This window comes from Rhodospirillum rubrum ATCC 11170 (assembly GCF_000013085.1).
GTDB classification, from domain to species: domain Bacteria; phylum Pseudomonadota; class Alphaproteobacteria; order Rhodospirillales; family Rhodospirillaceae; genus Rhodospirillum; species Rhodospirillum rubrum.
In genome coordinates this window covers 1,825,830-1,852,275 of record NC_007643.1, presented here as the reverse complement: position 1 = coordinate 1,852,275, position 26,446 = coordinate 1,825,830, and the positions used below count along the sequence as shown (strand labels likewise).

The following is a 26,446-nucleotide window of genomic DNA, read 5'->3' as shown; positions in this document are numbered from 1 at the left end:
CGGTCTACTGAGAGAAAAGGGGCCGGATGCGGCCAGTGAAAGTCAGTCCGGCTGGTTACGCCGGTGAATGATGAGTAGGCCGCGCAGGGTCAAATCGTCATCGATGGTCTGGATGGCGTCGGTGGCTTCGGCGAATAGCGGCGCCAGCCCCCCGGTGGCGATGACCCGCATCGGCGCGCCGAACTCCTCCGATATACGTTTGACCAGTCCCTCGATCAAGCCGACGTAGCCCAGATAGATCCCCGACTTCATCGCCGGGATCGTGGCCTTGCCGATGACCGTGCGCGGACGGCCGATCGCCACGCGGGGAAGCTGTGCCGAGGCCATATGCAGGGCCTCCAGCGACAGATTCACACCCGGGGCGATGGCCCCACCACAATAATTGCCCTCTTCATCTACCACATCGAAGGTCGTCGCCGTGCCAAAATCGATGACGATCAACGGTCCGCGATAGGTTTCATGGGCGGCAACGGCGTTGACCAGCCGGTCGGCGCCGACCTCGTCGGGGCGTTCGAGCAGGATTCCGATGCCGAGATCGACGTCGGGCTCGCCCACCACCATCGGCGGGCTATGGAAATAGCGGTGACAGAGCATGCGCAGATTGAACACGGTGGCGGGGACGACCGAGGCGATGATGGTGGCATCGATATCGCCCTGGGAAAGCCCCTCAAGCGTCATCAACTGCAACAGCCATACGCCCATCTCGTCGGCGGTGCGATTGGCGTTGGTCGCCGCCCGCCATTCGCCGCGCTTGGCATCGCCGTCATAGACGGCGAAAACCGTATTGGTGTTGCCCGAATCAATCGCCAGAAGCATGATTGTCCTTTGTTCCAGAGCAAACCCTCAAGCGATCCAAAAGCGATCGCAACGACGATTTGCTTCATTCTCAATCTCTTAAAGCGGCCTTGGCCGATCCGATTTCACCGAAACCGCTCTTACGCGGTCGATTGCAAAGAACAGCCCTCGGAACCGCCGTGACGGCCGGGGAAAAAAACGTCACCGGCCGAGATCCGCCGCACCCGCCCGGAAGGCTCTTCGAGCAGAAGATGACCCTCGGCGTCCAGCCCCTGGAAGATCCCGGGCAGGCGCGTTTCCTCGCTCAAGCGGACCTCGATCGGGAATCCGATCCCCAAGGCCCGGGCGATCCAGGCGGCGCGGATGCCGGCGAAGCCTTCGGCCTGCCAGCGCGCCAGCCAGTGATCAAGCCGGGCGGCGATGGCGCCCAGCATGTCCTCGACCGTGACGGCACAGCCGAGATCGGCCAGGGCCAGGGCGGGAAACAGCGCACCGGTCACCGGCGCGGTGATGATATTGACGCCGATGCCCAGCACCAGCCAGGGATTGCCGCCCTCGCCCTCCTCGATCAGTTCCAGCAGCATCCCGGAGATCTTGCCGCCGTGACAGACGATGTCATTGGGCCATTTGCAGCGCGGATCGGCCAGCGGACACAGCCGCTCGACCGCCTCGGCCAAGGCCACCGCCGCGACGAACGACAGCTGGGCGCATTGGCCGACCGGCTTGGGCGCGCGCAGCAGATAGGAATGATAGAGATTGCCCGGCGGGCTATGCCACACTCGGGCCTGACGCCCCCGGCCGCCGCTTTGCTCCCCCGCCCAAACGACGGTGCGGTCAAGAGCGGCCAGATCCTTGGCCGCGGCGCCGCCAAACAGGGTGCGGGCCGTAAGATTGGTGCTTTCGACGACGGGCAGCGCCATCAGGCGCCACCCGTCGGGGAGGGATACGGCGGACGGATCCAAGACGGACCGATCAGCGGGCGGAGGCGAAGGTCAGCGCCTCGGCCGCCGCCTGGGCGCCATCGACCACCACGGACGGCGCCAGGAAGAACAAGGCGACCACGGCGGCGGTGCCGATCAAGATCACCTTCATCGTCGTGCCCGAAAGCGCATCCAGCGGTTCGGTCGCCTCATCGAAATACATCAGCTTGATGATGCGCAGATAGTAGAAGGCGGCCACCACGCTCGACAGAACGCCGATCACCGCCAGGGCGAACAGGCCGGAATTCACCGCCGCCATGAAGACATAGAACTTGCCGAAGAAACCGGCCAAAGGCGGTACGCCGGCCATCGAGAACATGAAGACGGCCATGGCGGCGGCCATCATCGGATGCTGCTTGGACAGACCGGCCAGATCGTTGATGCCTTCGACCGCCCGCCCCTTCTGGCGCATCGCCAGGATGACGGTGAAGGTGCCGACGTTCATGAACAGATAGATCGCCAGATAGACCAGAACGCCGCGAACGCCCTCGGTGGTGCCGGCGGCGATGCCGATCAGGGCATAGCCGACGTGACCGATCGAGCTATAGGCCATCAGCCGCTTGATATTGGTCTGGACGATGGCGGCGAAGCCGCCGAGCAGCATCGACAGGATGGAGATCAGGATGATCACCTGCTGCCACTGGTCGGCATAGGCGGCGAAGGGCCCCATCATCACCCGGGCGAACAGGGTCAGGGCGGCGATCTTGGGGGCGACGGCGAAGAAGGCGGTCACCGGGGTCGGCGCGCCCTCATAGACATCGGGCGCCCACATATGGAAGGGCACGGCCGAGACCTTGAAGGCGAGACCGGCGATGATGAAGACGATGCCGATCAGCAACCCGGTCGAAATGCCGCCCTCGGCGGCCGCCACCTGGGCCAGACCGTCGAAGCGGGTGGTGCCGGCGAAGCCGTAAACCAGCGACATGCCATAGAGCAGCAGGCCCGAGGCCAGGGCGCCAAGGACGAAATACTTAAGGCCGGCCTCGGTGGATTTCAGATTGTCGCGCTGATAGGCGGCGATCACGTAAAGCGCCAGCGACTGAAGCTCCAACCCCATGTAAAGGGCGATCAGATCGTTGGCCGAGATCATCATCATCATGCCGATGGTGGCGAACAGCACCAGAATCGGGAACTCGAAGCGCCCCTCGTTCTCGCGCTTGAGCCACACCATCGACAGCAGCAGGGTCAGCACCGCGCCGAGCAGGGTCAGCGCCTTGGCATAGCGGGCGAAGCCGTCATCGATGAACAGCCCGCCAAAGGCCAGTTGCGGCGTTTCCGGCGCCGCCCCCAGGCCGACCACGGCCAAAGCCATCAACAGGCCGTAAACCGCCAGCAGCCCCACCAGACCGGTGCTGTCGGTTTTACGGAACACCCCGACCATCAAAAGAACCAGACCAAGGACGGCCAGCAGGATTTCCGGCAGGGCGGGCCCAAGGATCAGTGATTGGAACGTCATTGCGACTACCCCTTTGGCCTTTAGCGCTGGGCCAGCGACGCCGCCGCGTCGGGACCGGGGGTCCCGGCGGCGGTGAGCGCTGTCTCGTAGGTGGAAACGAGGTCGGCGACCGAGGTGTGCATGAAGTCGAGGAAGGTCGAGGGATAGACCCCCATCCACAAGACCAGAACCAGCAGCGGGGCGAAGATCGCCACCTCGCGGCGGTTAAGATCGAGAAGGCCCTTGAGGTCCTCCTTCTCCAGCTTGCCGAAGATCACCCGGCGATAGAGATAGAGCATATAGGCCGCGCCCAGGATCACCCCGGTGGCGATGAACAGCGCGACCCAAGTGCTGATTTGGAAAACGCCCATCATGATCAGGAATTCGCCGATGAAGCCGCCGGTGCCGGGCAGGCCGATTGACGCCATCATGAAGACCATGAAGACCAGGGCGTAGCGCGGCATGTTCTTGGCCAGACCGCCGTAGCGGCTGATCTCGCGGGTATGCAGGCGGTCATAGACGACGCCGACGCAGAGGAACAAAGCCCCCGAAACCACGCCGTGGGACAGCATCTGATAGAGCGCGCCTTCCACCGACATCTGATTGACGGCGAAGATGCCGGCGGTGACGAAAGCCATATGGGCGATCGACGAATAGGCGATCAGCTTCTTCATGTCCTCCTGCACCAGGGCGACCAGCGAGGTGTAGATCACGCCGATGACCGAAAGCGCGAAGATGAAGGGCGCGAAATCGGCCGAGGCCAGGGGCAGCATGGGAATGGAGAAGCGCAGGAAGCCATAGGCGCCCATTTTCAGCAAGACGCCGGCCAGGATCACCGATCCCGCCGTCGGCGCCTCGACGTGGGCGTCGGGCAGCCAGGTATGGACCGGCCACATCGGCACCTTGACGGCGAAGCTGGCGAACATCGCCAGCCACAACCAGGTTTGCATCGCCGCCGGGAAGCCGTGGCTCATCAGCGTCGGAATGTCGGTGGTGCCGGCCTCGATGTACATGGCGAGCATCGCCACCATCATCAGCACCGAGCCGGCCAGGGTATAGAGGAAGAACTTGAACGAGGCATAGACCCGCCGACCGCCACCCCAGATGCCGATGATCAGGAACATCGGGATCAGCACGCCTTCGAAGAAAACGTAGAAGACGACGAAATCAAGGGCGCAGAACATGCCAACCATCATCGTTTCAAGAACGAGGAAGGCGACCATGTATTCCTTGACCCGCTTGGTGATCGACGTCCACGAGGCGAGGATGCACAGCGGGGTGAGGAAGGTGGAGAGCAGGACGAACAGCACCGAAATGCCATCCACCCCCATCTGGTAATTGATGCCGTAATCGGGCAGCCACGACACTTTCTCGACGAACTGGAAGCCGCTCTGTGCCGGATCGAAGCCGAACCAGAGCCCCAGCGAGACCAGGAAAGTGAAGCCCGTGGTCAGCAGCGCCACGTTACGGGCATTGCGGGCCACCACCGCCTCCTCGCCCTTCACCGTCAAGATGAAGACCGCGCCGACAAGCGGCAGGAAGGTGATGATCGAAAGCAACGGAAGGGCGTTCATCACGGCCTCTTTCAGTGGGCGGAGGTGACCATGACCCAGGTGACGACCCCGGCAATGCCGGTGATCATCGCGAAGGCATAGTGGTAAAGATAGCCGGTCTGCATCCTGCCGAACCACCGGGCCAGCGACCGGGTGGCCGAGGCCACGCCGTCGGGGCCGACACCGTCGATGATGGCGCCGTCACCGTCCTTCCAGAAGCCGCGCCCAAGCAGGAAGGCGGGCTTGATGAAGATGCGGTCGTAAAGTTCGTCGAAATACCACTTGTTGAGCAGGAAGCGGTAAAGCCCGGGGGCCGAGGCGGCCAGTTTGGCCGGCAGTTTCGGCCGCACACCGTAGAGGAACACGCCCAGGCCGACGCCCAGCGCCGTCACCACCAGGGGCAACAGCTTCACCCAGCCCGGAACGTCGTGGGCGTGGTGGGTGACATCCTCGGCGCTCTGGGCGATCGCCGTCCCCCAGAAGGCGAAGCGTCCGTCGCCGATGAAGGCGTCGGCGCCCAGCCCTCCGGCGACCACCGCGCCGATCGCCAGAACGATCAGCGGCAGGGTCATCACCCGCGGGCTTTCGTGGACATGGGCCATCACATGCTCATCGGCCCGCGGCGCCCCATGGAAGGTCATGATGATCAGGCGGGTCGAATAAAACGCCGTCAGGGTCGCCGCCAGAATGCCCAGCCAGAAGGCATAGGCCCCCGCCCCGCCATGGGCGGCATAGGCGACCTCAAGGATCATGTCCTTGGAGAAGAAGCCGGCGAAGGGCGGCACGCCCATCAGGGCCAGCGAGCCGATCCACATCAAGGCGTAGGTCAGCGGCACCATCCGCCAGATGCCGCCCATGCGGCGCATGTCCTGTTCGTCGGACATGGCGTGGATGACCGAGCCGGCGCCAAGGAACAGCAGCGCCTTGAAGAAGGCGTGGGTCATCAGATGGAAGATGCCCGCGCCGAAGGCGCCAACACCAAGCGCGAAGAACATATAGCCAAGCTGCGAGCAGGTCGAATAGGCGATCACCCGCTTGATGTCGTTCTGAACGCAGCCGACGGTGGCGGCGAAGATCGCCGTCGAGGCGCCGACGATGGTGACCACGGTCATCGCCGTATCCGACAGCACGAACAGCGGCGACATCCGCGCTACCATGAAGACGCCGGCGGTGACCATGGTCGCGGCGTGGATCAGCGCCGAAACCGGGGTCGGACCCTCCATGGCGTCGGGCAGCCAAGTATGCAGGCCAAGCTGGGCCGATTTGCCCATGGCACCGATGAACAGCAGCAGGCACAAGATGGTCATGGCGTGCCATTCGATGCCGAAGAAGGTCACGACATCATTGGCATGCTGGGCGGCGCCGGCGAAAATGGCGTCGAGGCCGACGGTGCCGAAAACGAAGAAGACGCCGAAGATGCCCAGGGTGAAGCCGAAATCGCCGACACGGTTGACGACGAAAGCCTTGATCGCCGCCGCGTTGGCGCTGGGTTTCTCGTACCAGAAACCGATCAGCAGATAAGAGGCGAGCCCGACGCCCTCCCAACCGAAGAACATCTGCACCAGATTATCGGCGGTCACCAGCATCAGCATGAAGAAGGTGAACAGCGACAGATAGGCCATGAAGCGCGGCACGCTGGCGTCATGGTGCATGTAGCCCACGGAATAGATGTGGACCATGAACGAGATCGTCGTCACCACCATCAGCATCACCGCCGACAGGGTATCGATTTTCAAGGCCCAGTCGAAGTGCAGGTCACCGGAGATCACCCAGGTGAACAAGGTGACGGTGGTATTGTTGCCGCCAAGGGCGGTATCGAAAAAGATGAACCAGCTGAACAGGGCGGAAATCGCCATTCCCAGGCAGGTCAGGCGCTGAGCCCCCTTGTCGCCAAGCGCCCGGCCGAAGAAGCCGGTGGCGATGGCGGTCAGAAGCGGCAGGAAGACGGCGAGAAAATACAGCATTGCCCCGTCACCCCTTCATCTGATTGATGTCTTCGACCTCGATCGAGCCGCGGTTCCGGAAGAAGACCACGACGATCGCCAAACCGATGCCCGCCTCGGCGGCGGCGACGGTCAGGATGAACATGGAGAAGATCTGCCCCACCATGTCCTGCAAATAGGTCGAGAAGGCCACCATGTTGATGTTGACGGCGAGCAGCATCAGCTCGACGGACATCAGAATCGTCACCACGTTCTTGCGGTTGGCGAAGATCCCGAACACGCCCAGCGTGAACAGGATCGCCGCGACGGTAAGATAGTGGGCGAGCGTGATTTCCATCACGAAATCCCCCTGCCGGTAGGCACTTTGTTGAGCTTGAGCGTGCGTTCTTTACGCCGGGCGATCTGATCGGCGACATTCTGGCGCTTGACCAAGGGATTGGCGCGGTGGGTCAGCATGATCGACCCGATCATCGCCACCAGCAGCACCAGACCGGCGGCCTGGAACAAATAGATGTAATCCGTATAGAGCACCTGACCGATCGCCTGGGTATTGGTCAAGGCCGCCGGATCGACCATCGGCACCCGACGCAGGCCCATGGCGTCGGGCGCCATCGCCCAGCCCCCCGCCAGCACGGCGATCTCGGCCAGCAGCACCACGCCCATCGCCGCCCCCAGCGGCATATAGCTGAGGAAGCCCTCGCGCAGGCGCAGGTAATTGATATCGAGCATCATGACGACGAAGAGGAACAGCACCGCCACGGCGCCGACATAGACGACGACGACGACCATGGCGACGAACTCCGCCCCCATCAGCAAGAACAATCCCGCCGAATTGACGAAGGTCAGTATCAGCCACAGCACCGAATGCACGGGGTTCCTGGAGATGACGACCATGAAGGCCGAAGCCACCATGATGGCGGCGAGCATGTAGAAGATCAGGGCCTGTATGATCATTCGTCCCCCCTCACGGCCAGACTGGGAGCGCTGGCTTGCGTGCGGCTTATCGTTTGAGTTCCCGAAAAACCGGCCCCCGAAGCGGGGAGCCGCACCATGGTTGGTTCACCACCGCGCCGCCAAGATCAGCGGTAGGCGGCGTCCTTGCGCAGGCGCAAGGCCAGTTCGGGCTCCCAGCGATCGCCGTTCGCCAGCAACTTCGCCTTGTTGTACAGAAGTTCCTCGCGGGTTTCCGCCGCGAACTCGAAATTCGGTCCCTCGACGATGGCATCGACCGGACAGGCCTCCTCGCAGAAGCCGCAGTAGATGCATTTGGTCATGTCGATGTCATAGCGGGTGGTCCGCCGGCTGCCATCCGTGCGCGGTTCGGCTTCGATGGTGATCGCCTGGGCCGGGCAGATCGCCTCGCACAGCTTGCAGGCGATACAGCGTTCCTCGCCATTGGCATAGCGCCGCAGGGCATGCTCGCCGCGAAACCGCGGCGACAGATAGCCCTTTTCGAAGGGGTAATTGATGGTCACCTTCGGCTTCAACATGTAGCGGAAGGTCAAGGCCATGCCGGAGACCAGCTCCCAGAGCGTCAGGGAGCGGAGCGTGCGGACGATGGAGGTCATCGGTGCGGAACTCCTAGGGTTACCGGGGAAGCATGTCGAAAGTGACCAGGAACCCGGCCGTCAGCACCACCCAGATCAACGAACCGGGCAGGAAGACCTTCCACCCCAGGCGCATCAGCTGATCGTAGCGGTAGCGCGGGAAGGTGGCGCGAACCCACAGGAAGACGAACAGGATCAGGGCGATCTTGAGGAAGAACCAGATAATCCCCGGGATCCAGTTGAACGGCGCGATATCGACCGGCGGCAACCAGCCACCCAGGAACAAGATGGCGGTGATGCCGCTCATCAGGATCATGTTGCCGTATTCGCCCAGGAAGAACAGGGCGAAGGGCATGGCCGAATATTCGACGTTATAGCCCGAAACCAGTTCGGCTTCCGCTTCGGGAAGGTCGAAGGGGGCGCGGTTGGTCTCGGCCAGGATCGACACCAGGAACATCACGAACATCGGGAAGTGGGGAATGAAGTACCACACCCCCTGGCGCTGGGCCTCGACGATATCGGACAGGTTCATCGATCCCGCCGACAAGATGACGGCGATGATGATCAGCCCCATCGCCACTTCATAAGACACCATCTGCGCCGCCGAGCGCAGACCGCCCAAGAAGGCGTATTTCGAGTTCGACGCCCAGCCGGCCATGATGATGCCATAGACGCCCAGCCCCGAGACGGCGAACAGGTAGAGCACGCCGACATTGATATCGGCGACCACCCAGCCGGCGTCGAACGGGATCACCGCCCAGGCGATCAAAGCCAGAATGAAGGTCATCAGCGGCGCGATGATGAACACCGCGCGGTTGGCCCCGGTGGGGATGATGGTTTCCTTGAGGAACAGCTTGACGCCATCGGCCAGCGGCTGGAGCAGGCCGAAGGGGCCGACGACATTGGGCCCCTTGCGCATTTGCATGGCGCCGATGACCTTGCGCTCGGCATAGGTCAAATAGGCGATGGCGCCCAGCATCGGCAAGATGATGGCCAGACACTGCAGAACGATGATGATCGCGGGCCAGAGATAGCCCCCCCAGAAGTCAGCCATCGGTTCCCGTCCGCTTCAAAGAGCCATTGAGGAAGACCCGCGTGCATTCGGCCATGGTCGGCGACGCTCGGCTGATCGGGCAGGTCATATAGTAATTGGCGATGGGGGAACGCGAAACGCCGCCGCCCAAAGCCCCCGGGGCGCCAAAGGCGGTCCACGGCGCCGGCTTCACCTCGCCGGGGCGGGCGAACAGCGGGTTGAGGGCGTTCATCCGCGCCCGAACCGCCTCCAGGCTGTCAAACGGCAGGGTCTTGCCCAAAACCGCCGACAAGGCGCGCACGATCGCCCAGTCCTCCTTGGCCTCGCCGGGCGGGAATACCGCGCGACGGGTGCGCTGAACGCGGCCCTCGGTATTGACGTAGGTGGCGTCTTTTTCCGTATAGGCGCTGCCGGGCAAGATGACATCGGCGCGCTGGGCCCCGGCATCGCCGTGGTGGCCCTGATAGATGACGAAGGCCTTGCCCAGGGCCGTGGTGTCGATCTCGTCGGCGCCCAGCAGATAGAGCACTTCGATCGCCCCCGAGCCGCAGCCCTCGAGGATGGCGGCGGTATCGCGCCCGCCAGCCCCGGGAACGAAGCCAAGGTCAAGACCGCCGACGCGGGCGGCGGCGGTATGCAGAACGTTAAAGCCGTTCCAGCCCTCGCCGTCCACGGCGCCGACCGCCTCGGCCAAGGCGCGCGCGGCGGCGAGAACGGCCGCGCCATCGGCCCCGGTCAAAGCCCCCTGGCCGACGATCACCATCGGCCGCTTGGCGTCCTTGAGCCGCTGGGCGAAGGCATGACCGCCTTCGATCAAGCCGGTCAGAACGCCAAGATCCTCGCCAAGCTCCGTCACCGGATAGGTCAGATCGCGCGGTGCGCCGATGCGACCGACCGGGAAGCCGCCCATCAGCGAACGCTTGCGGATGCGGGCGTTGATGATCGGGGCTTCCCAGCGGATATCCGAGCCGATGATCAGCAGGGCGTCGGCGCTCTCGATCCCGGCGATGGTGGTGTTGAACAGATAGCCCGCGCGCGCCGTCGGATCGAGCTTGGCCCCATCCTGGCGACAATCGAGGTGGGGCGAGCCAAGGGCGGCCATCAAATCTTTGAGCGCCGTCATCGCCTCGACATCGGCCTGATCGCCGGCCAGGGCGGCGATGCGCCCGCCGTCAACCCCGGCCAGCCGTTCGGCGATGGCGGCGAAGGCCTCGTCCCAGCGCGCCGCCACCAGCTTGCCGTCCCGCCGGACATAGGGGGTGTCCAGGCGCTGATAGCGCAAACCGTCAACGGCGTGGCGCGATTTGTCGGCCAGCCATTCCTCGTTCACCGCCTCGTTGAGGCGGGGCAGAACGCGCATCACCTGACCGCTGCGGGTATCGATACGGATATTGCTGCCCACCGCATCGAGCACGTCGATGCTTTCGGTCTTGCGCAGTTCCCAGGGCCGGGCGAGGAAGGCATAGGGCGCGCTGGTCAGGGCGCCGACCGGGCACAGATCCACGACATTGCCCGACAATTCGCTGGCGATGGCGCTTTCCAGATAGCTGGTGATCTCGGCGTGTTCGCCCCGGCCGACCATGCCGAGCTCGGGAACGCCGGCCACCTCGGTGGCGAAGCGCACGCAGCGCGTACAATGGATGCAGCGGGTCATCGCCGTTTTGATCAGCGGACCCAGATACTTCTCGGTCACCGCCCGCTTGGGCTCAAGATAGCGCGAATGATCCGACCCGAAGGTCATCGCCTGATCTTGCAGATCGCATTCGCCGCCCTGATCGCAGATCGGGCAATCCAAAGGATGGTTGATCAGCAGGAATTCCATCACCCCGCGACGGGCCTTGCGGGCCATCTCGGAATCGGTGCGGACCTCCATGCCCTCGGCGACGGGCATGGCGCAGGATGCGGCCGGCTTGGGCGGTCCGGGCTTCACCTCGACCAGACACATGCGACAGTTACCGGCGATCGAAAGGCGCTCGTGATAACAAAAGCGCGGGATTTCGATACCGATGCTTTCGGCCGCCTGCAAGATCGTGGTGCCGGCGGGGACCTCCACCGCGATGCCGTCGATCGTCAGCTTGGGCATGGTTTGCTTCACCCCCTGGAAGGTCTATTCGGCGGCGACGGACCGGCCGCCGCGCTTCTCGATGATGCGGCGTTCGATCTCGGGTCGGAAATGACGGATCAACCCCTGGATCGGCCAGGCGGCGGCATCCCCCAGGGCGCAGATGGTATGCCCCTCGATCTGGCGGGTCACCTGCTCAAGCACGTCGATCTCCTCGATCGCCGCGTCGCCATTGACCAAGCGGGTCATCACCCGCGACAGCCAGCCCGTTCCCTCGCGGCACGGCGTGCACTGGCCGCAGCTTTCATGGGTATAGAACGCCGACAGCCGGGCGATGGCGCGGACGATGTCGGTCGATTTGTCCATGACCATCACCGCCGCCGTGCCCAGACCGGATTTCACCGCCTTCAGGCTGTCGAAATCCATCAAGACATCGTCGCACAACTCGCGCGGCAGCACCGGCACCGAGGCACCGCCGGGGATGACGCCCAGCAGATTGTCCCAGCCGCCGCGCACCCCGCCGGCGTGCTTGTCGATCAGCTCGCGCAAGGGGATGCCCATTTCCTCTTCGACATTGCACGGCTTGTTGACATGGCCGGAAATGCAAAAGACCTTGGTTCCCGTATTGTTCTCGCGGCCCAACCCGGCGAACCAGGCGCCGCCCCGGCGCAGGATGGTGGGGGCGACGGCGATGCTTTCGACGTTGTTGACCGTGGTCGGGCAGCCATAAAGGCCGACACCGGCGGGAAATGGCGGCTTGAGGCGCGGCTGGCCCTTCTTGCCCTCCAGCGACTGGATCAGGGCGGTTTCCTCGCCGCAGATATAGGCGCCGGCGCCGCGATGGACATAAACCTCCATGTCCCAGCCCGAGCCGCAGGCGTTGGGGCCAAGCAGCCCGGCCTCGCGGGCCTCGGCGATGGCGAATTCCAGATGCTCGGCCTCGCGGAAGAATTCGCCGCGGATATAGATATAGGCGACATGGGCGCCCATGGCGAAACCGGCGATCAGGCAGCCTTCGATCAGCTTATGCGGATCAAAGCGCATCATGTCGCGGTCTTTGCAGGTGCCGGGCTCGCCCTCGTCGGCATTGACCACCAGATAATGCGGCCGCTCGCCGATATCCTTGGGCATGAACGACCATTTGAGACCGGTGGGGAAGCCGGCGCCGCCACGGCCCCGCAACCCCGAGGCCTTCATTTCATTGATGATGCCATCGCGGCCCTTGGCGAGGATGGCGCCGGTGCCATCCCAATCGCCGCGCTTGCGCGCCCCGGCCAGACGCCAGTCCTGAAAGCCGTAGAGGTTGGTGAAGATGCGGTCCTTATCGTTCAGCATCACACGCTCCCCCCGGCCTTATCGGCGGTACAGAAACTTTTCAGGGTCGTCGGCCCACCCTCGGGGCAAGCCCCCTGGCGACCCGATTGCGAGCCCGGCGTCACCGGCTCGCCGACCTTGAGCTTGCGCACCAGTTCGCGCACGCTCTCATAGGTCAGGTCTTCATAGTAATCATCGCCGATCTGGAGCATGGGAGCGTTGACGCAGGCGCCCAGGCATTCCGCCTCGGCCAGCGAGAACAGCCCGTCATCGGTCTCGCCGCCAACCTCGATGCCCAGTTCGTCGCGCACGGCGCGCAGGATCTCGTCGGATCCGCGCAGCCAGCACGGCAGATTGGTGCAGACCTCGATGTGGTGGCGGCCCTTCGGCGACAGCTTGTACATGGTATAGAAGGTGGCGACCTCGAGCACCCGCATGCGCGGCGTTCCGGTTAAACGGCCGACCTCTTCGATGGCGGCGTGGCTGACCCAGCCCTGCTGACGCTGGGCGAGATCGAGCAACGGCAAAACGCCGCTTCTTTCCCGGCCCTTGGGATATTTGGCCAAGATGGCCTGGGCCTTTTCCAGGTTCTCGGGGGTGAACGCGAAGGTCGCCGGCTGCTCGCCGGCAGCGCCGTTGCCGCTCATCGATCGATTTCTCCAAACACCACGTCGATGGACCCGATGTTGGCCACCACGTCGGCCAGCATATGGCCCCGGCTCATCAAATCGAGACCCTGCAGATGGACATAGCCCGGCGAGCGGATCTTGCAGCGATAGGGCCGGTTGGTGCCATCGGACACCAGATAGACGCCGAATTCGCCGGTGGCGGCCTCGACCGCCGTATAGGTCTCGCCCTCGGGCACCTTGAAGCCTTCGGTAAACAGCTTGAAGTGATGGATCAAGGCTTCCATCGACGACTTCATCTCGCCGCGCGACGGCGGCGTGACCTTGTGATCGACCGCCTTGACCGGACCATCGGGCATCTTCTCGATGCATTGGCGCATGATGCGGATGCTTTGGCGCTGCTCGGCCATGCGCACCAGATAGCGGTCATAGCAATCGCCGTTGGCGCCCGTCGGGATATCGAAATCCATGGCGGCATAGGCGTCATAGGGCTGGGATTTGCGCAGGTCCCAGGGCACGCCGCAGCCGCGCAACACCGGCCCGGTGAAGCCCCAATCCAGGGCCTGCTGGGCCGTCACCTTGCCGATATCGACGGTGCGCTGCTTGAAGATGCGGTTTTCATCAAGCAGATGCTCGACGTCGTCGAGGTATTTGGGGAAGCTGTCGCAGAATTTCAGGATGTCTTCGAGCAGATCGGGCGGCACATCGCGGGCGACGCCGCCGGGGCGGAACCACGCCGCATGCATGCGCGCCCCCGAGGCGCGCTCGGAAAACTCCAGCAGATGCTCGCGTTCCTCGAAGCCATAGAGCAGCGGCGTCATCGCCCCGATGTCGAGCGCCATCGAGGTGGTGTTCATGATGTGATTGATCAGCCGCGTCACCTCGTTGAACAAGGTGCGCAGATACTGGGCCCTGGGCGGCACGGTGATGCCCAGCAGCTTTTCGACGGCGAGCACATAGGCGTGCTCCTGGTTCATCGGACAGGCGTAATCGAGGCGATCGAAATAGGGCAAGGCCTGGAGATAGGTCTTGTATTCGATCAGCTTCTCGGTGCCCCGGTGCAACAGGCCGATATGGGGATCGGCGCGCTCGATCACCTCGCCCGACAGCTCGAGCACCAGGCGCAGCACGCCATGGGCGGCCGGATGCTGGGGGCCGAAGTTCAGGGTATAGGATTTGATCTCGGTCTGGGCCATCACGCGTTCCCCTCGGCCTTCTCGTCGCCGGGCAGCACCCGCCGGATCTGGCGGTCCATCCCCTCCCAGGGGCTGAGGAAATCGAAGGTGCGGAAATCCTGGCTCAGGCGCACGGGCTCGTAGACCACCCGCTTGAGCTCCTCGTCGTAGCGCACCTCTTTATAGCCGGTCAGCGGGAAGTCCTTGCGCTGGGCATGGCCCTCAAAGCCGTAGTCCGACAACAGCCGCCGCAGGTCGGGATGCTCGGAAAAGAAGATCCCGTACATGTCCCAGGCTTCGCGCTCGAACCAATTAGCCGAGGAGAACACCCGGGTCACCGACGGAACGGGGGTGTCCTCGCTTGCCGAGATCTTCACCCGGATCCGCTGATTATGGTGCATCGACAGCATGTTATAGACCACCTCGAACCGCTCTTCGCGGCTGGGGTAGTCGACGCCGGCGATATCGACCAGCTGACTGAAGCGACAGGCGCTGTCATCGCGCAGGAACGTCAGGACCTTGGCGATCGATGGCCGCTGGGCGATCACCTGAAGCTCGTCCTTGGCCATCTCGACGCGGACCACGTCGGTCGGCAGGGCGGCTTCGATGCGGGCCCCAAGTTCCTTGAGGCTCTCGACCCGTTCTTCGAAAACACTCGTCATTCCGCGCCGTTCCCCACTCTAAGGCGTTGCCGACCGGTCACCGGTAAAGCGCGCCGGTCCGCTTGATCTTCTTTTGCAGCTGCAACACCCCGTACAGCAGGGCCTCCGAGGTCGGCGGGCAGCCCGGCACATAGATGTCGACCGGCACGATGCGGTCGCAGCCGCGCACCACCGAATAGGAGTAGTGATAATAGCCGCCGCCATTGGCGCAACTGCCCATCGAGATCACCCAGCGCGGCTCCGCCATCTGGTCGTAAACCTTGCGCAGCGCCGGGGCCATCTTGTTCGTCAGGGTGCCGGCGACAATCATCACGTCGGACTGGCGCGGACTGGGCCGGAAAACCGTGCCGAAGCGGTCAAGATCATAGCGGGCGCAGGCGCAATGGATCATTTCCAGGGCGCAGCAGGCGAGCCCGAAGGTCATCGGCCATAGCGATCCGGCGCGCGCCCAGTTGACCAGACTGTCGACATTGGACAGAACGAAGCCCTTTTCCTCGATCTCGCGGGCGACCTGACCAAGGATCAGATCCTGATCGGGGCCCGGCGGCACCGGCGCCCCGCCCCGCGGAACGATCACGGGCGTGCTCACTCCCATTCCAAAGCTCCCTTCTTCCATTCGTAGACGAAGCCCACGGTCAGCACGCCAAGAAACACGACCATCGACCAGAAGCCGAAGACGCCGATCGCGCCCAGGCTGACCGCCCAGGGGAACAGGAAGGCGACTTCCAGATCGAAGATGATGAACAAAATGGCGACCAGATAGAACCGCACCTGAAACTTGGAGCGGGCGTCATCAAAGGCCTCGAACCCGCATTCGTAAGCGGAGTCTTTCTCGCTGTCGGGATTCTGCCGCACGACAAGATAGGACGTGCCGATGGCGGCGACGGCGACCAGCGTGGCGATGCCGATGAAGATCAGGATCGGCAGGTATTCGAGGAGCAGGTCCTGCATGCGTTTCGCTCCTGAAAGAACTGAAGGGGTCAGGAAGGCTTCCGGTTGCCGAAAGTGCCCGAACCAACGCCAGGGATGGCGGTCATGTAGCCCACGCTTCATCGCCAAGTCAAGTCGCCTGCCCAAGCATACCCCGGTTCCAGAGCGATGCGCAGGGTTTTGACACCCCCGGCGATCCGCCCCGCGCCGGCGGGGGAGCCGATCTCGACCAACCGTCAGCCAAGATCCTTAAGATCCTGATTCCAAAAATAATTTACCGAAACGGCCACCGCCATCGCCCGGACCCCGAGCGGAAAAAGGCGGGCGACCGGCCCCTTGGGACCAGCCCGATACCCAAGGACCAAACAAGCTTAGCGTCTTTTGCGCGGAGATGGATAATGAATCCTTAATGCTGTATCTTTTTTGCTAAGAACCCGCCCCCCCGGATCTCGCCGCGCCGACGGGATGCCGATGGATCGGCAACAAGGACAGGGTTGGCTGGCAAACCCGTAAGTCTTCGTCAAGAAACGCCCCGATCCCTTCACAGCGGGTCGGGGACAGCCAAGATCATTTTGAGGGGATCGACCTTGAGCCGTGACGAAAGACCGCGAACTGTCCCTCGCCGCTTAAGACAGGGCTGGATTCGGGCGAAAAATGGAATGCTTCCAAATACAATACATCGCCAAGGTCTCTGTCTGGAAGCGGCCCGTCTCCTGGCGGGTCCTTGCGTCTATCCGCCAGGACGATGACCGGTCGGCTCCGACTCGCGGGCTTGAAATGCCCGGCCAAGGCAGGCACAGTTTTAGGAAGCGAAAAAGGCCGCCCGTCGCGTTCTAGCGGCGCAGGACAAGGCGCCGGGTAAGCCGGTAGAGACTTAAAGGGAGGAAATAACTGGTGAGGATATTTCGCGTCGCCATCGCCCAACCATCGCCGGAGACTCCGGTCCAACCGGCCTGCCCTCCCCTTGGGGACTCCGGTGCCCCGGGCGCCGCCGGGCCGACCTCGGAAACCCTGACCGCCCTGATCAACGATGTGCTGCACCGGGTGGAAACCCTGTCGATCGATCTCGCCGATGTCGCCGGCGATATCGACACCATCGCCCGCTTCGTCAAACGCCAGGAGGAGTTGTTCTCCCACCTCGTCGTCCTGGCCCAGGATGTCCAAGGCGCCATCGACCGGATCGACAACGCCGGGCAATCGACCAACGCGGTCACCAAGGACGCCTCGGACAGCATGCGGCGCTCGGGGGAGGCCATTCGCGCCGCCATCGAGAACATCGAAGGCTTGACCCGCGCCGTCAGCGGCATCGCCGGTCGGCTGTCCACGGTCGAACAATCCCTTGACGGCGTCAACCAATCCTCGGCGATCATCCGTACCGTCGCCCAGCAGACCAATCTTCTGGCGCTGAACGCCACCATCGAAGCCGCCCATGCCGGCGATGCCGGGCGGGGCTTCGCCATCGTCGCCAAGGAGGTGAAAACCCTGGCCGGCCAGTCCCAGGGGGCGGCCACCGGCATCCAGAAGACGGTCAATTCCCTTAGCTCGAGCCTCGGCGAACTGATCGAGACTAGCGGCACGATCGTCGCCAACGCCCAGGAGGCCAACAATGGCATCGCCGTGATCAACGAGGCGGTCTCGGGCTTCAGCGGCTCGATTTCCATCGTTGACCGCCATGTCGACGAAATCGCCGGCGCCACCGCCACCACCAAGGACCGCTGCGCCGATATCGTCCGCGAAATCCATCAGGCGGCCGAAGGCGTTTCGGCGACCAGCCGCAATCTGGCCAGCGCCGACCAGCGGGTCTCGTCGATCGTGAGCGTGGGCGAGGCGCTGATCGCCACCATCTTGGAAAGCGGCGTCGAAACCCCCGATACCCCCTTCATCGCCGCCGTGCGCGACGCGGCCGAACAGGTGGCCGCGGCGCTTGAAGGCGCCATCGATCGCGGCCAGATCAGCTTGGCCGCGCTGTTTAGCGAGGTCTATACCCCGATCCCCGGCAGCGACCCCGCCCAGGTCACCACCGCCTTCACCGATCTGGTCGACCGGCTGTTTCCACCGATCCAAGAGCCTTTGTTGACCCTCAACGAAAAGGTGGTGTTCTGCGCCGCCGTCGATCGCAATGGCTATCTGCCCACCCACAACCAAAAGTTCTCAAAGCCCCAGGGCCCCGATCCGGTCTGGAACAACGCCAACAGCCGCAATCGCCGCATCTTCAATGACCGCACCGGTTTGGCCGCCGGGCGCAATACCCGGCCCTTTCTGGTCCAAACCTACCGCCGCGACATGGGCGGCGGCTCCTTCATCATGATGAAGGACGCCAGCGCGCCGATCTTCGTCAAGGGTCGCCATTGGGGGGGCTTTCGCATGGGCTATCGCCTGTAAGCCGGCTTTCGAGGCGGGTTTATGAAAAAACCCGGCGCCGCCCTCCAAGGCCGCGCCGGGTTTTTCTATCTGGTGGGCGGTGACGGGTTCGAACCGCCGACCCTCTGGGTGTAAACCAGATGCTCTCCCAGCTGAGCTAACCGCCCGCAGACCACGCGATCGCCGATCGCGTGGCGGTTCTAAACGAAAAGCTCCCCGCCGATCAACAGCGCAGATCCGATCTTTGCAAGAAAAAATCCCGGGAGACGGGATCGACCAAACGATCCCTCCCGCCTCCCACGAGATCTAGAGCGGCGAGCGGAAAAGCAAACACCGGCTTCCCGCGCCATGGCCACTCTAAAATAGTGACTCCAGATCAGCATTTCCGCGTTAAAGGGGGCTCCTTTAACGCGGTTTGATCCAGGGGATTTGCCCTAAAAGGCAAAGGCCCTCAAGCGTTCACCGCATCCTTCAGGCCCTTGCCGGGCTTGAACTTCGGCTGCTTGGACGCCGGGATGGCGATGGTTTCGCCGGTGCGGGGATTGCGACCCTCGGTGGCGGCCCGCTTGGTCACGGCAAAGGTTCCGAACCCGACGAGGCGAACCTCTTGATCGTCCTTCAGGGCGCCGGTGATTGCGTCAAAGACCCCGTCGACGGCCTTCGCGGCATCGGCCTTGGAAAGGCCGGCGCTATCGGCGACGGCGGCAATCAGATCATTCTTATTCACGGGACAACCCCCTTTTTGCGTTAATAGGCCAGTGCGATAATCTGAAAAGAACCAGCCGTTTGGATGGGTGCGGAGTCTAGAAGCGGGAAACCATCCCGTCAATCGCCCAAACAGCAAAAATCCTTGGTTTGCGCCAGTTTCAGGGCGTCTAGCGGTACTATAAAACCACCCAAAAAGGTTCCTGGCGAAGCATTCGACGGTTTCAACCGACCAAGCGCGCCAAGCCCCCCAAAGTTCGGGGCCCGCCGCTTGCGTGGCGGGCCCCTGACCCCCGAAATCAATTCAAGGAAAGTCCCTATCCCAATAGGAGGATGGGGATTTAGATCAAATCCTTTGCGGTAAGGGACGATCCCTTGGGCGCGGGATGATCTTAATGGGTAACGACGTCGCCCTCCGCCGGAGCCTCGGCCGCCTTCGACTTCAGCCGGGCTTCCTCAGCCTCATCGGGCGAGATCCATTCGATCGGCGTCAGCTTACGCACCAGGGCCAATTCCAGAACCTCATCGGCATGCCCGACCGGAATGATGGTCAGGCCGCGTTTGACGTTATCGGGAATCTCGGCCAGATCCTTTTCGTTATCCTTGGGGATCAGAACCGTCTTGATGCCGCCGCGCAAGGCCGCCAGCAGCTTTTCCTTCAAGCCGCCGATCGGCAGAACCCGCCCGCGCAGGGTGATCTCGCCGGTCATGGCGATGTCCTTGCGCACGGCGATGCCGGTCATCGCCGAAACGATCGAGGTGCACATGGCGACACCGGCCGAGGGGCCGTCCTTCGGGGTGGCCCCTTCGGGAACGTGAACGTGGATGTCGCCCTTCTCGAATTGGGTCGGCTTGATGCCATAGGTCACGGCGCGCGAGCGGACGAACGAGCGGGCCGCCTGAACGGATTCCTTCATCACGTCGCCAAGCTGGCCGGTCAGGGTGACCTGACCCTTACCCGGCATCATCACCGCCTCGATCGACAGCAATTCGCCGCCGACCTCGGTCCAGGCTAGACCGGTGGTCACCCCCACCAGATCCTCGCGCTCGGCCTCGCCATAACGGTATTTGCGAACGCCCGAGTATTTTTCGAGATTGGCGCGGGTCACCTTGACCCCGACCTTGGCGCCCTTGCGCAGCAGGATTTCCTTGGTCGCCTTACGGGTCAGATTGGCCAGTTCGCGTTCCAAGCTGCGCACGCCGGCTTCCCGGGTGTAATAGCGGATCAGGTCGCGCAGGGCGTCGTCGGAAATCGACCATTCGCCGCGACGCAAGCCATTGGCCTTCACCTGCTTGTCGATCAGGTGGCGCTTGGCGATTTCGATCTTCTCGTCCTCGGTATAGCCCGAGAGGCGAATGATCTCCATGCGGTCAAGCAGCGGCTGGGGCATGCGCAGCGAATTGGCCGTGGTCATGAACATCACGTCCGAGAGGTCATAATCAACCTCGAGGTAGTGATCATTGAAGGTGTTGTTCTGTTCGGGGTCGAGCACCTCGAGCAGGGCCGAGGACGGATCGCCGCGCCAGTCGTTGCCCAGCTTGTCGATCTCGTCGAGCAGGAAGAACGGGTTGGACGACTTGGCCTTGCGCATCCCCTGAATGATCTTGCCGGGCATCGAGCCGATATAGGTGCGCCGGTGGCCACGGATCTCGGACTCGTCGCGCACGCCGCCCAGCGACACCCGCACGAAATTCCGCCCCGTCGCCCGGGCGATCGACTTGCCAAGCGAGGTCTTGCCGACGCCCGGCGGACCGACGAGGCAGAGGATCGGCCCCTTGATCTTCTGGGTGCGCAGCTGAACGGCCAGATATTCAAGGATGCGGTCCTTGACCTTATCAAGGCCGTAGTGATCGGTGTTGAGAACGTTATGGGCGATCTTCAGGTCCTTCTTGACCCGGGTGCGCTTCTGCCAGGGAATGGCCAGCATCCAGTCAAGGTAGTTGCGCACCACCGTGGCCTCGGCCGACATCGGGCTCATGTTGCGCAGCTTCTTCAGCTCGCCCAGGGCCTTTTCCTTGGCCTCCTTGGTCAGCTTGGTCTCGGCGATGCGGTCTTCCAGCTCTTGAAGCTCGTCGCGGCCGTCCTCGCCCTCGCCCAGCTCCTTCTGAATGGCCTTGAGCTGCTCGTTCAGATAGTACTCGCGCTGGGTCTTCTCCATCTGGCGCTTCACGCGGTTGCGGATCTTCTTTTCCACCTGGAGCACGCCGATTTCGGACTCCATGAAGGAATAGACCCGCTCCAGCCGCTCGGCGATCGTCTCGATCTCAAGCAGTTCCTGCTTGTCGGCGATCTTGAGCACCAGATGCGACGCCACCGTATCGGCCAGTTTGGCCGCGTCCTCGATCTGGTTGATCGAGACCAGAACCTCGGGCGGAATCTTCTTGTTGAGCTTGATGTACTGTTCGAACTGGTTGATCACCGAGCGGCCCAGCGCCTCGATCTCCTGGTGATCGCCCTCGTCGTCGGCCAGGATCGTCGCCTCGGCCTCGAAGAAGTCCTCGCGCGCGGTATAGGCGCCGATGCGGGCGCGATGGCTGCCCTCGACCAGGACCTTCACCGTGCCGTCGGGCAGGCGCAGCAACTGAAGCACGGTGCTGACGGTGCCGACCGTATAGATATCGTCGGGACCGGGGTCGTCTTGCGTGGCGTTCTTCTGCGCGACAAGCAGGATCTGCTTGTCCTCGCGCATCACGTCTTCAAGGGCGCGCACGGATTTCTCGCGCCCTACGAACAGCGGCACGATCATATGCGGGAAGACGACGATATCCCGCAGCGGCAGGACGGGAAAGACTTGTGTGGGAATAGCGTTCACCGGCCTTCCTTTCTGGTTCGCGGACGGCCGCCCGATGGTCAGGCGCGGCGCGTCGGGAGCGGTCGACCAAGCCCCGGTCGGGCGGGCCGTTGGTCAGCACCCGAGGACCTTCAAAGGACAATGGCCACCTAAGGCCTTAAGCTGGGGCTATTTCAAAGAAGCGTCAAGGGGATCCAAGCACACCATCGGTGCCGTGACGGAAGGATCGACGCCCGCCGCCCCCAAGACTGAAACCACCGCGCGAAAGGAGTTGAGACTAACGACCCTGGGCCCGAAGCGCACCGGTGATCCATTTCGATCACCGGGCCGCCGATCACCGGCGCCGGCCTTGGCACGGCGATCTGGCGTGACCGCCGGGCAAAATCGAACACCGGGGCGAAGAGCCCTTTGCCCCGGTGGCTGATATCAGGCGCTGGCGCCGTCGGCCGAGGTGCGCTGGTCGGAATAGATGAACAAAGGCTTGGCCCGGCCTTCGACCACCTCCTTGTTGACCACCACCTCCTCGACGCCTTCCATGCCCGGCAGATCGAACATGGTGTCAAGCAAGATGCCCTCCATGATCGAGCGCAGGCCGCGGGCGCCGGTCTTGCGGGCGATGGCCTTCAGCGCGATGCAGCGCAGCGCGTCTTCCTTGAAGGAAAGCTGGGTGCTCTCCATCTCGAACAGGCGCTGATACTGCTTGACCAGGGCGTTCTTAGGCGTGGTCAAGATATCGACCAGGGCGTCTTCGTCCAGATCGTCCAGGGTCGCCAGAACCGGCAGACGGCCGACGAATTCGGGGATCAGGCCGTATTTCAGCAGATCCTCGGGCTCGACGGCGCGCAGAACCTCGCCGGTGCGCCGGGCTTCGGGATCGCGGACATCGGCGCCAAAGCCGATCGACGACCCCTTGCCCCGCGCCGAGATGATGCGATCAAGGCCGGCGAAGGCGCCGCCGCAGATGAACAAGATATTGGTGGTGTCGACCTGCAGGAATTCCTGCTGGGGATGCTTGCGCCCGCCCTGGGGCGGCACCGAGGCGACGGTGCCCTCCATGATCTTGAGCAGGGCCTGCTGCACGCCCTCGCCCGACACGTCGCGGGTGATCGACGGGTTGTCGGACTTGCGGCTGATCTTGTCGATCTCGTCGATATAGACGATGCCGCGCTGGGCGCGTTCGACGTTGTAATCCGAGGCCTGAAGCAGCTTGAGGATGATGTTCTCCACATCCTCGCCGACATAGCCGGCCTCGGTCAGCGTCGTGGCGTCGGCCATGGTGAAGGGCACGTCGAGAATGCGCGCCAGGGTCTGGGCGAGCAGGGTCTTGCCGCAACCGGTCGGACCGATCAGCAAGATGTTCGACTTCGCCAGTTCCACGTCGCTGTTCTTGCCGGCCTGGGACAGCCGTTTGTAGTGATTGTGGACGGCGACGGACAGCACCTTTTTGGCGTGCTGCTGGCCGATCACATAATCATCGAGAACCTTGAGGATGTCCTTAGGCGAGGGAACCCCGTCGCGGGACTTCACCAGACTGGTCTTGTGCTCCTCGCGGATGATGTCCATGCACAGTTCGACGCATTCGTCGCAGATGAACACCGTCGGTCCGGCGATGAGCTTACGGACCTCATGCTGGCTCTTTCCGCAGAATGAGCAGTAGAGGGTGTTCTTCGAATCACCGCCTGAAGACTTCGACATCTCGAAAGCACTCCTTCGTCGTCCACGACAGACCCGCGGGCCAGGGTGTCCACCTGACCGTCCGTTCCGCCGGGAGCCCAGGTTCCCCGTCCAGTGGACCAGACCCGGTCATTCATCCGTAGTATGTTAGCCGGTCCCGCAAGCTCCACACAATGCCAAAACGGCCCCGGCGACCGATCGTTTCCGGGAAGGATCGATCCCGCCCCGGTCCGCCGATCGCCCTGTCCCCACTGGGACCCGCGATGGGCGCTTTTGGCCTTGTCGGCATCGCGCAACGCGTGCGCCGGCATTGACCCCGGCCAAGAGACCGCCCTTTGGCCGGGCCGGGGAAGCGGACCTTGGCCCCCTTCCCCTTTAAAGTCCCGTCGCTTAGCTTGAAGACTTGGTGTCGCCGTCGTCGGACAGCGCACGGCGTTCGATGACGGAATCGGTCAGACCAAAGGCGCGGGATTCCTCGGCCGTCATGTAATTATCGCGATCCATGGCCCGTTCGATGGTTTCGAGCGGCTGACCGGTATGCTTGACATAGATACGGTTCAGCCTTTCGCGCAAGGCCAGGATTTCGCGGGCCTGGATCTCGATATCGGCCGCCTGTCCCTGGAAGCCGCCGGAGGGCTGGTGAATCATGATCCGGGCATTGGGGGTGGCGTAGCGCTTACCCGCCTCGCCGGCGCAGAGCAGCAGCGAGCCCATCGACGCCGCCTGACCGATGCACACGGTCGAAACCGGGCTGCGGATGTATTGCATGGTGTCATAGATCGCCATGCCGCTGGTCACCACGCCCCCGGGCGAGTTGATGTAGAACGAAATATCCTTCGACGGATTTTCCGACTCAAGGAACAGCAACTGGGCGCAGATCAGGCTGGCGACGCCATCATGGACCTGCCCGGTCAGGAAAATGATCCGCTCCTTGAGCAGGCGCGAATAAATGTCATAGGACCGCTCGCCCCGGTTGGTCTGCTCCACCACCATGGGGACAAGGGTATTATTGAATACGTCGATCGGATCACGGTCGATCATGGCCAGGTCTCACTATCCCTAGGCAAGCGGATTGGGTGGCCGGAACGGCCGGCGGAGAGAGGGGCCGGGGAGCACTCATCCACGCTCCCGGGATCTGCCGAGGAAACAGAGGCGAAAATTCCGGGAGGCGGGCAAGAAAACGGGGCCCGGTCCATACATAGGACCTGGGCCCCGTCTCTGTCCAGAGGCCGGAGGCGACGAAGGGCTTTAAGCCTTCTCGCCCGCGGGCGGCTTAGGCGGTCGGCGTGGCGTCCTCGTCGGGATCCTTCATCAGATCCTCGACGCTGACCGGCTTGTCGGTGACGGTGGCCAGAGCCAGGATATGGGCGCAGACCTTGTCCTCGAAGACCGGGGCGCGGAGATTGTCCATCGCCTGCTGGTTGTTGCGGTAGTAGTTGATCACCGCGGCCTCCTGGCCGGGGAAGCGACGCAACTCGCGCATCAGGGCCTTGTTGAGGTCCTCCTGGGCGACGGTGACCTGGGCGCGCTGACCGACATCGGCGAGCAACAGACCCAGACGCACCCGGCGCTCGGCGATCTTGCGGTAATCGGCGCGCAGATCCTCGTCGCTTTTGGCGGCGTCTTCCTCGTCAAGCTGGCCATCGGTCTTGGCCTTCTCGATCTGGGCCCAGATCCCCTCGAACTCGGCGTCCACCAGGGTCTGGGGAACGGGGAAGTCGTGGCCATCGGCCAGGGCGTCGAGCAGCTTGCGCTTGAGCTTGGTCTTGGAGACCTCGTCAAGCTCGCCCTGAAGGTCGGCCTTGACCGCCTCGCGCAGGGCCTCGGCGCTCTCCTTGCCAAAGGCCTTGGCCAGATCGTCGTCCAGTTCGGGAACGACCGCCTGCTTGACCTCTTTGACCGTGACGTCGAAGACGGTTTCCTTGCCGGCCAGATGGGCGGCGGGATAATCCTCGGGGAAGCTCACGGTCACGGTGCGGGCCTCGCCGGCCGTCGCCCCGATCAGCTGGTCTTCGAAGCCGGGAATGAACGAATTCGATCCCAGTTCCAGATCATAGGCCTCGGCGCTGCCGCCTTCGAAGGCCTCGCCGTCAAGCTTGCCGATGAAATCGATGACCACCAGATCGCCACCGGCCGCGGCGCGACCATCGGTCACCGGCTCGTGGGTCTTGGACTGCTGACGCAGGGTTTCCAGCGCCTCTTCGATTTTCTCGGCGGCGACCTCGGCGACTTCCCGCTCCAGGGCGAGGGCCGAGAAATCGGTTTCGCCGATTTCGGGAAGCACTTCCAGGGCCAGGGTGAATTCGACGTCCTTGCCTTCCTCGACCTCGGAAATCAGGTCGATATCGGGCTGGGTCGCCGGCTTCAGCTCATGGCTGGTCATGACCTCGCGGATCGACTCCTGAACGGCCTTTTCCAGGACTTCGCCCAGGACGCTTTTGCCAAAACGCTGGCGCAGCATCGACATCGGGACCTTGCCGGGGCGGAAGCCGGGCAGGCGCATCTGACCCTTCAGCTCCTCCAGCCGCCGGGCGGACCGCTCGGCGATGTCGGCGGCCGGGATGACGATCTTGTATTCCCGCTTGAGGGACTCGTTGACGGTTTCGGTGACCTGCATCGGCTGTTCTCTAACGACCTTGCGAGTGGATAATCGGAAACCCGCCATCCGCTATATCGGGACAGCGGAGCGGGGCGGAAACGGGGCGCGCGAACGCGACGAATACCGTCGGGACAAGGCGACCCCTGGCGGTCTGAAAGCCTTGGGACATGGTGCGGGCGAAGGGATTTGAACCCCCACGGCCGAAGCCACTGGAACCTAAATCCAGCGTGTCTACCAGTTCCACCACGCCCGCCCGACGT

The 26,446-nt window shown here is 63.3% G+C and carries 22 protein-coding genes and 2 tRNA genes; 1 reads left to right on the top strand and 23 read right to left on the bottom strand.

The features are described 5' to 3' along the window. Positions 1-42: 42 nt before the first annotated feature. The 16 genes from RRU_RS08150 to RRU_RS08075 all read right to left on the bottom strand — a co-directional run bounded on the left by RRU_RS08150 (position 43) and on the right by RRU_RS08075 (position 16,076). A complete protein-coding gene (locus tag RRU_RS08150) occupies positions 43-816 on the bottom strand; it encodes a type III pantothenate kinase (RefSeq protein WP_011389445.1) in 774 nt (257 codons plus the stop codon). A 119-nt stretch (positions 817-935) separates the two neighbouring features. Then, on the bottom strand, positions 936-1,715 hold the full coding sequence (locus tag RRU_RS08145) for a biotin--[acetyl-CoA-carboxylase] ligase (RefSeq protein ID WP_011389444.1): 780 nt from the start codon (positions 1,713-1,715) through the stop codon (positions 936-938). 52 nt (positions 1,716-1,767) lie between these two features. After that, entirely contained in the window at positions 1,768-3,231 is a 1,464-nt protein-coding gene (nuoN, locus tag RRU_RS08140) for an NADH-quinone oxidoreductase subunit NuoN (protein WP_011389443.1), read from the bottom strand. A gap of 20 nt (positions 3,232-3,251) precedes the next feature. Continuing rightward, positions 3,252-4,784: an NADH-quinone oxidoreductase subunit M gene (locus tag RRU_RS08135; RefSeq protein WP_011389442.1), complete on the bottom strand. Its 1,533-nt coding sequence runs from the start codon at positions 4,782-4,784 to the stop codon at positions 3,252-3,254. A gap of 11 nt (positions 4,785-4,795) precedes the next feature. After that, a complete protein-coding gene (nuoL, locus tag RRU_RS08130) occupies positions 4,796-6,727 on the bottom strand; it encodes an NADH-quinone oxidoreductase subunit L (protein WP_011389441.1) in 1,932 nt (643 codons plus the stop codon). 7 nt (positions 6,728-6,734) lie between these two features. After that, a complete protein-coding gene (nuoK, locus tag RRU_RS08125) occupies positions 6,735-7,043 on the bottom strand; it encodes an NADH-quinone oxidoreductase subunit NuoK (protein ID WP_011389440.1) in 309 nt (102 codons plus the stop codon). Next, complete coding sequence (locus RRU_RS08120; protein ID WP_011389439.1) at positions 7,043-7,660, bottom strand: NADH-quinone oxidoreductase subunit J; 618 nt, start codon at positions 7,658-7,660, stop codon at positions 7,043-7,045. The genes nuoK and RRU_RS08120 overlap by 1 nt, the downstream gene beginning before the upstream one ends. Before the next feature lie 125 nt (positions 7,661-7,785). After that, positions 7,786-8,274 (bottom strand): NADH-quinone oxidoreductase subunit NuoI, encoded by a 489-nt coding sequence (gene nuoI / locus RRU_RS08115; RefSeq protein ID WP_011389438.1) that lies wholly within the window; start codon positions 8,272-8,274, stop codon positions 7,786-7,788. 19 nt (positions 8,275-8,293) lie between these two features. Continuing rightward, on the bottom strand, positions 8,294-9,307 hold the full coding sequence (gene nuoH / locus RRU_RS08110; RefSeq protein ID WP_011389437.1) for an NADH-quinone oxidoreductase subunit NuoH: 1,014 nt from the start codon (positions 9,305-9,307) through the stop codon (positions 8,294-8,296). Beyond that, positions 9,300-11,369, bottom strand: a complete 2,070-nt coding sequence (gene nuoG, locus RRU_RS08105) for an NADH-quinone oxidoreductase subunit NuoG (RefSeq protein ID WP_011389436.1) — start codon at positions 11,367-11,369, stop codon at positions 9,300-9,302. The genes nuoH and nuoG overlap by 8 nt, the downstream gene beginning before the upstream one ends. A gap of 24 nt (positions 11,370-11,393) precedes the next feature. Continuing rightward, positions 11,394-12,683: an NADH-quinone oxidoreductase subunit NuoF gene (gene nuoF / locus RRU_RS08100; RefSeq protein WP_011389435.1), complete on the bottom strand. Its 1,290-nt coding sequence runs from the start codon at positions 12,681-12,683 to the stop codon at positions 11,394-11,396. After that, positions 12,683-13,309, bottom strand: coding sequence for a complex I 24 kDa subunit family protein (locus RRU_RS08095; protein ID WP_011389434.1), 627 nt, complete (start codon positions 13,307-13,309; stop codon positions 12,683-12,685). The genes nuoF and RRU_RS08095 overlap by 1 nt, the downstream gene beginning before the upstream one ends. Then, positions 13,306-14,484, bottom strand: a complete 1,179-nt coding sequence (locus RRU_RS08090) for an NADH-quinone oxidoreductase subunit D (protein WP_011389433.1) — start codon at positions 14,482-14,484, stop codon at positions 13,306-13,308. The genes RRU_RS08095 and RRU_RS08090 overlap by 4 nt, the downstream gene beginning before the upstream one ends. Continuing rightward, positions 14,484-15,125 (bottom strand): NADH-quinone oxidoreductase subunit C, encoded by a 642-nt coding sequence (locus tag RRU_RS08085; RefSeq protein ID WP_011389432.1) that lies wholly within the window; start codon positions 15,123-15,125, stop codon positions 14,484-14,486. The genes RRU_RS08090 and RRU_RS08085 overlap by 1 nt, the downstream gene beginning before the upstream one ends. Positions 15,126-15,162: 37 nt before the next feature. Then, complete coding sequence (locus tag RRU_RS08080; RefSeq protein ID WP_011389431.1) at positions 15,163-15,720, bottom strand: NuoB/complex I 20 kDa subunit family protein; 558 nt, start codon at positions 15,718-15,720, stop codon at positions 15,163-15,165. Beyond that, entirely contained in the window at positions 15,711-16,076 is a 366-nt protein-coding gene (locus RRU_RS08075) for an NADH-quinone oxidoreductase subunit A (protein WP_011389430.1), read from the bottom strand. The genes RRU_RS08080 and RRU_RS08075 overlap by 10 nt, the downstream gene beginning before the upstream one ends. Positions 16,077-16,949: 873 nt before the next feature. Between RRU_RS08075 and RRU_RS08070 the strand changes: the two genes are divergently transcribed. After that, entirely contained in the window at positions 16,950-18,437 is a 1,488-nt protein-coding gene (locus RRU_RS08070; protein ID WP_011389429.1) for a methyl-accepting chemotaxis protein, read from the top strand. Positions 18,438-18,507: 70 nt separating this feature from the next. Here RRU_RS08070 and RRU_RS08065 read toward each other — a convergent pair. The 7 genes from RRU_RS08065 to RRU_RS08035 form a co-directional block, all read right to left on the bottom strand. After that, positions 18,508-18,583 (bottom strand) — tRNA-Val (locus tag RRU_RS08065). A gap of 284 nt (positions 18,584-18,867) precedes the next feature. Further along, the gene (locus RRU_RS08060; protein WP_011389428.1) at positions 18,868-19,143 is read right to left on the bottom strand and encodes an HU family DNA-binding protein; all 276 of its coding nucleotides are present in this window, start codon (positions 19,141-19,143) and stop codon (positions 18,868-18,870) included. A gap of 370 nt (positions 19,144-19,513) precedes the next feature. Then, positions 19,514-21,934, bottom strand: a complete 2,421-nt coding sequence (gene lon / locus RRU_RS08055) for an endopeptidase La (protein ID WP_011389427.1) — start codon at positions 21,932-21,934, stop codon at positions 19,514-19,516. A 405-nt stretch (positions 21,935-22,339) separates the two neighbouring features. Next, positions 22,340-23,608, bottom strand: coding sequence for an ATP-dependent Clp protease ATP-binding subunit ClpX (clpX, locus tag RRU_RS08050; protein ID WP_011389426.1), 1,269 nt, complete (start codon positions 23,606-23,608; stop codon positions 22,340-22,342). A gap of 369 nt (positions 23,609-23,977) precedes the next feature. Then, positions 23,978-24,628, bottom strand: a complete 651-nt coding sequence (gene clpP / locus RRU_RS08045; protein WP_011389425.1) for an ATP-dependent Clp endopeptidase proteolytic subunit ClpP — start codon at positions 24,626-24,628, stop codon at positions 23,978-23,980. 232 nt (positions 24,629-24,860) lie between these two features. Continuing rightward, positions 24,861-26,204, bottom strand: coding sequence for a trigger factor (tig, locus tag RRU_RS08040; RefSeq protein WP_164922580.1), 1,344 nt, complete (start codon positions 26,202-26,204; stop codon positions 24,861-24,863). A 150-nt stretch (positions 26,205-26,354) separates the two neighbouring features. After that, positions 26,355-26,439: transfer RNA gene (locus RRU_RS08035), tRNA-Leu, on the bottom strand. Positions 26,440-26,446 lie beyond the last annotated feature (7 nt).

Coding starts and splice junctions, on each gene's coding strand:
- RRU_RS08150 (WP_011389445.1), bottom strand. CDS start 816: ATGCTTCTGGCGATTGATTCGGGCAACACCAATACGGTTTTCGCCGTC.
- RRU_RS08145 (WP_011389444.1), bottom strand. CDS start 1,715: ATGGCGCTGCCCGTCGTCGAAAGCACCAATCTTACGGCCCGCACCCTG.
- nuoN (WP_011389443.1), bottom strand. CDS start 3,231: ATGACGTTCCAATCACTGATCCTTGGGCCCGCCCTGCCGGAAATCCTG.
- RRU_RS08135 (WP_011389442.1), bottom strand. CDS start 4,784: ATGAACGCCCTTCCGTTGCTTTCGATCATCACCTTCCTGCCGCTTGTC.
- nuoL (WP_011389441.1), bottom strand. CDS start 6,727: ATGCTGTATTTTCTCGCCGTCTTCCTGCCGCTTCTGACCGCCATCGCC.
- nuoK (WP_011389440.1), bottom strand. CDS start 7,043: ATGGAAATCACGCTCGCCCACTATCTTACCGTCGCGGCGATCCTGTTC.
- RRU_RS08120 (WP_011389439.1), bottom strand. CDS start 7,660: ATGATCATACAGGCCCTGATCTTCTACATGCTCGCCGCCATCATGGTG.
- nuoI (WP_011389438.1), bottom strand. CDS start 8,274: ATGACCTCCATCGTCCGCACGCTCCGCTCCCTGACGCTCTGGGAGCTG.
- nuoH (WP_011389437.1), bottom strand. CDS start 9,307: ATGGCTGACTTCTGGGGGGGCTATCTCTGGCCCGCGATCATCATCGTT.
- nuoG (WP_011389436.1), bottom strand. CDS start 11,369: ATGCCCAAGCTGACGATCGACGGCATCGCGGTGGAGGTCCCCGCCGGC.
- nuoF (WP_011389435.1), bottom strand. CDS start 12,683: ATGCTGAACGATAAGGACCGCATCTTCACCAACCTCTACGGCTTTCAG.
- RRU_RS08095 (WP_011389434.1), bottom strand. CDS start 13,309: ATGAGCGGCAACGGCGCTGCCGGCGAGCAGCCGGCGACCTTCGCGTTC.
- RRU_RS08090 (WP_011389433.1), bottom strand. CDS start 14,484: ATGGCCCAGACCGAGATCAAATCCTATACCCTGAACTTCGGCCCCCAG.
- RRU_RS08085 (WP_011389432.1), bottom strand. CDS start 15,125: ATGACGAGTGTTTTCGAAGAACGGGTCGAGAGCCTCAAGGAACTTGGG.
- RRU_RS08080 (WP_011389431.1), bottom strand. CDS start 15,720: ATGGGAGTGAGCACGCCCGTGATCGTTCCGCGGGGCGGGGCGCCGGTG.
- RRU_RS08075 (WP_011389430.1), bottom strand. CDS start 16,076: ATGCAGGACCTGCTCCTCGAATACCTGCCGATCCTGATCTTCATCGGC.
- clpX (WP_011389426.1), bottom strand. CDS start 23,608: ATGTCGAAGTCTTCAGGCGGTGATTCGAAGAACACCCTCTACTGCTCA.
- clpP (WP_011389425.1), bottom strand. CDS start 24,628: ATGATCGACCGTGATCCGATCGACGTATTCAATAATACCCTTGTCCCC.
- tig (WP_164922580.1), bottom strand. CDS start 26,204: ATGCAGGTCACCGAAACCGTCAACGAGTCCCTCAAGCGGGAATACAAG.